Origin of the sequence: Corallococcus llansteffanensis, assembly GCF_003612055.1 — a bacterium.
In the GTDB taxonomy this organism is placed as follows: domain Bacteria; phylum Myxococcota; class Myxococcia; order Myxococcales; family Myxococcaceae; genus Corallococcus; species Corallococcus llansteffanensis.
The window spans coordinates 1-3,315 of sequence record NZ_RAWB01000816.1 but is presented as its reverse complement, the minus strand read 5'-3'; the positions used below and the strand labels follow the sequence as shown (position 1 = coordinate 3,315).

General features: G+C 71.6%; 3 protein-coding genes. 1 reads left to right on the top strand and 2 read right to left on the bottom strand.

Annotation, left to right across the window (positions count from 1 at the left end; all coding sequences use genetic code 11):
• Positions 1-40 precede the first annotated feature (40 nt).
• Positions 41-838: a TatD family hydrolase gene (locus tag D7V93_RS40640; RefSeq protein ID WP_120648373.1), complete on the bottom strand. Its 798-nt coding sequence runs from the start codon at positions 836-838 to the stop codon at positions 41-43.
• Between the two features lie 122 nt (positions 839-960).
• Between D7V93_RS40640 and D7V93_RS40635 the strand changes: the two genes are divergently transcribed.
• Positions 961-2,445, top strand: a complete 1,485-nt coding sequence (locus D7V93_RS40635) for a TolB-like translocation protein (RefSeq protein WP_120648372.1) — start codon at positions 961-963, stop codon at positions 2,443-2,445.
• A 370-nt stretch (positions 2,446-2,815) separates the two neighbouring features.
• Here D7V93_RS40635 and D7V93_RS40630 read toward each other — a convergent pair whose 3' ends face one another.
• Positions 2,816-3,064 (bottom strand): hypothetical protein, encoded by a 249-nt coding sequence (locus D7V93_RS40630; protein WP_120648371.1) that lies wholly within the window; start codon positions 3,062-3,064, stop codon positions 2,816-2,818.
• Positions 3,065-3,315 lie beyond the last annotated feature (251 nt).

The following is a 3,315-nucleotide window of genomic DNA, read 5'->3' as shown; positions in this document are numbered from 1 at the left end:
CTGCGGGTTCATGAAGGCTCCTCTATCACGCGACGCTCGCCTACAGCGAAGGGGGCGGGAAAGCTTCCCGGAACAGGCGCCGGGCGTTCTCGGTCGTCCGCTGGGCGAGCACGTCCACGGGCTCGCCCAGGACGTGGGCCATGCCCGCGAGGATGTGGGGCAGGTAGCCCGGCTCGGAGCGCTGGCCCCGGAAGGGCGTGGGGGCCTGGTCCGGCGAGTCCGTCTCCGCCACCAGGCGCTCCGGCGGAATCACGCGCAGGGCGTCCAGCGGCTTTCGCGCCTCCGCCCAGGTGACGGGGCCGGCGAAGGAGAAGTGGCAGCCCTTCTGCACGTAGAAGCGCGCCAGCTCCGCGCCGCCGCTGTAGCTGTGCATGAGGATGCCGCCTTCGGGCCAGGGCTCCGTCTTCAGCAGTTCGATGAGCGCGGGGTGCAGCCGGTGGCAGTGCATCAGCACCGGCAGCCCGTGCTTGCGAGCCAGGGCGAGGTGTCCGCGCAGCACGGCCACCTGCCGCTCCAGCGGGGCGCCCGTGACGGACGGGCCGTCCAGTCCGCATTCCCCCACCGCCACCGCGCCGCCCTTCGAAAGCAGCGCGTCCAGGCGCTCCAGGTGCAGGCCGTCGTCCTCCGCCGGCAGGTCCGGGAGGAACTGGGGATGGATGCCCAGCCCCACCTGGATGCGCGCGTCCCGGCGGGGCAGCTCCAGCAGCGGCTCCCAGGTCTCCGGACCCACGGCGGGAATGAGGATGCCGTGCAGGCCCGCTTCCCAGGCGCGCGCGACGACGCTGTCGCGGTCCGGGTCGAAGCGCGAAGCGTCCAGATGGCAGTGCGTGTCGATCATTGAGCACCCTTCTTCCGACCCTCGTTCAATCACGGACAGCCTCGCGACGCGCGCCCTTCAGGGCGACCCGCCGCCCGCGAGGGGAAAGCTATGACGCGCCCCCTGACTTTGGAGGCATGAGCATGACCAAGCGAGTGGTGTGGGGCGCGCTGTTCGGTGCGCTGGCGATGATGGCGACGGGTTGCGGTGACGAGTGCGTCGACGATTTCGACTGCCGCGACGAGGGCGTGCCCCCGGAAGGCCAGCGGTTCGCCTGCAACGCGGACAACAAGTGCGAGCTGCGCGACCTGACCACGGTGCCTGAAGAGGACGCGGGCACGGAGGAGGACGCGGGCACGACGGTCGACGCGGGCACCGATGCGGGCCCGGTGGTCGACGCGGGCACCGACGCGGGCCCGGTGGTCGACGCGGGCACGGACGCCGGCACCGACGCGGGCATGAACGTGGCCAAGGGCGGCGCGTGCACGGCCTCCACGGACTGCATGGCCGGCCTGCACTGCGAGGCCGCGACCTGCCAGGCGCTCTACATCGGCGTGACGGGGACGAGCTCGGACGGTGGGATGCACGCGCTCGTGGCCCGCTACGACACGGCGGGGATGACGGCGCTCGGTGAGGACGCCGGCAGCGCCTATCCGCGCTTCGGTCGGGACGGCTCGCAGGTGGCGTTCGTGCAGGGGGATGTCACGGCCGCGACAGCCGAGCTCGTGGTGCGCCCCGTGCCGCTCGTGGCCGCGGCGCCCACCGTGCTGACGACGGGCACGGCCGCCACGACGCCGCGCTTCCGCTACCTCGAATGGGAGCCCGGCAACGTGATTGCCTGGGTGCGTGGCTCGTCCGGCATCTCCACCATCGCCCCGACGGGCGGCACGGCCGGGTCGGTCACCCAGAACGGCACATTCCCGGACTTCGGGCCCAACGGCGTCGACTACGCGTACAGCGCCGCGGGGACGGGCGTCCTCGTCTCCACCGGTGGCGCCGCGCCGACCCCGCTCGCGGGCACGCCCACGTCCGCCGAGCAACCGCACTACAACCGCGTCACCTCGCAGCTGCTGTTCCTGGCCAACCCGGACAACAAGACGGTGCTCTTCGGAACGGAGACGACCCCGGTGCTCCGGCTGTACTCGCTGCCCGTGACGGGCGGTGGCACGCCGCAGACGCTGGCGGACGCCACCACCGAGCCCGCGACCGGCGGCACCGTGGAGTCCTTCATCGCGAACCCGAACTGGGCGCCGGACGGCACCTGGGTGGCGTACGTGCGCGCCTACTACCAGCTCGTCGGCCCCGCGGCCACGCTCTGCGGCAACGCCTCCGCGACGCTGTGCACGGAGGTGAACCGCCCGGGCAACGAAATCTTCCTGCAGCGCGTGAACCCCACGACGGGCGCGATGGATGGGACGCCGGTCTCCTTCGCGCAGAATGGCACGCTGCCGTCGTTCTCGCCGGACGGTCGCTTCGTGGCCTACGTCCAGGGCGGTGAACTCAAGGTGCAGCAGATCAACCCGGCCACGGGCGCGGCGGTCGGCGCGGCCATCGTCCACCCGAAGACCACGTACACGGTCGTGACGAACGAGGGCGACGACCACCGCCCGCGCTGGCAGCCCCGGTAGTCCCTTCGGAGTCGCAAGCCCCGGTTGGCCGGGGCTTCCCGGCCCGCGTTCCCCGCTTCCAGGCGGAGGGGCGCGGGCCGTCGTCCGCCCAGGTGCGAAGTCGGCAGCCCTCCAGAGCTCCAGGGTGCGAAGCCGCGAACGCGGGCCAGGCGGGGTCGTGACGAACCCTCACGCCCGAGTCCAGGAACCGCCCATCCGGGTCCAGCTCCAGGACGAACGTCGGTTCGGAAATGCAGGGGACAGACACTCCAGCCGCGCCCGCGAAAAGCGGCACCGGGTGGAGCAAGGCTGACAGTCGTGTCGCGACAGTCCTTCCTCTCGCGCCCCGGTTCACAGGAGCACGGCCCGAGGAGGACCGGGACGGCTACTTTCAGCCCACGAGGACGATGCGGCGACCCAGCGCGCGGGCCATCTGCGGCGACGTGACCAGCTCCAGCACGCCGCTCATCTCCCCGCCGGCCGTGTCGAACGCCGCGGCGATGACCTCGCCCACGGTGAGCTGGGCCTTCTGGGCCACCACCCGCGCCCGCTTCGCCGTGCGCCGCAGCGCGGGCATCACCCGCCGACCCTGCCGCCGCACCGTGCCACCCTTCGTCTTGCCTGCGGTCCGCTTCGCCATGGTTCCTCCCGCCACATCCCACTGCGCGGAGACGTACACCTTGGGTCTGACACCATGCAGGCAGGGTGCCAGGGCTCAGCCTCCCCGCCAGGTCCCAGAATCCGTGGGTTTCCCTGTCGGGTAGGGGGTTTCCACGGGGGGAGGGCCTCACTTTTTTTCAGCCCTTCAGGGTCGTTCCTCGTTCTGTCGAGTTTTTCGTTCAGCGAGCGCGGTGATTTCCACAGGACGTTCAATGGCGCGCATGCCAGGGG

Bases quoted from the DNA above. Each gene is read 5' to 3' on its own strand.
- D7V93_RS40640 (WP_120648373.1), bottom strand. From the start codon at position 838: ATGATCGACACGCACTGCCATCTGGACGCTTCGCGCTTCGACCCGGAC.
- D7V93_RS40635 (WP_120648372.1), top strand. From the start codon at position 961: ATGACCAAGCGAGTGGTGTGGGGCGCGCTGTTCGGTGCGCTGGCGATG.
- D7V93_RS40630 (WP_120648371.1), bottom strand. From the start codon at position 3,064: ATGGCGAAGCGGACCGCAGGCAAGACGAAGGGTGGCACGGTGCGGCGG.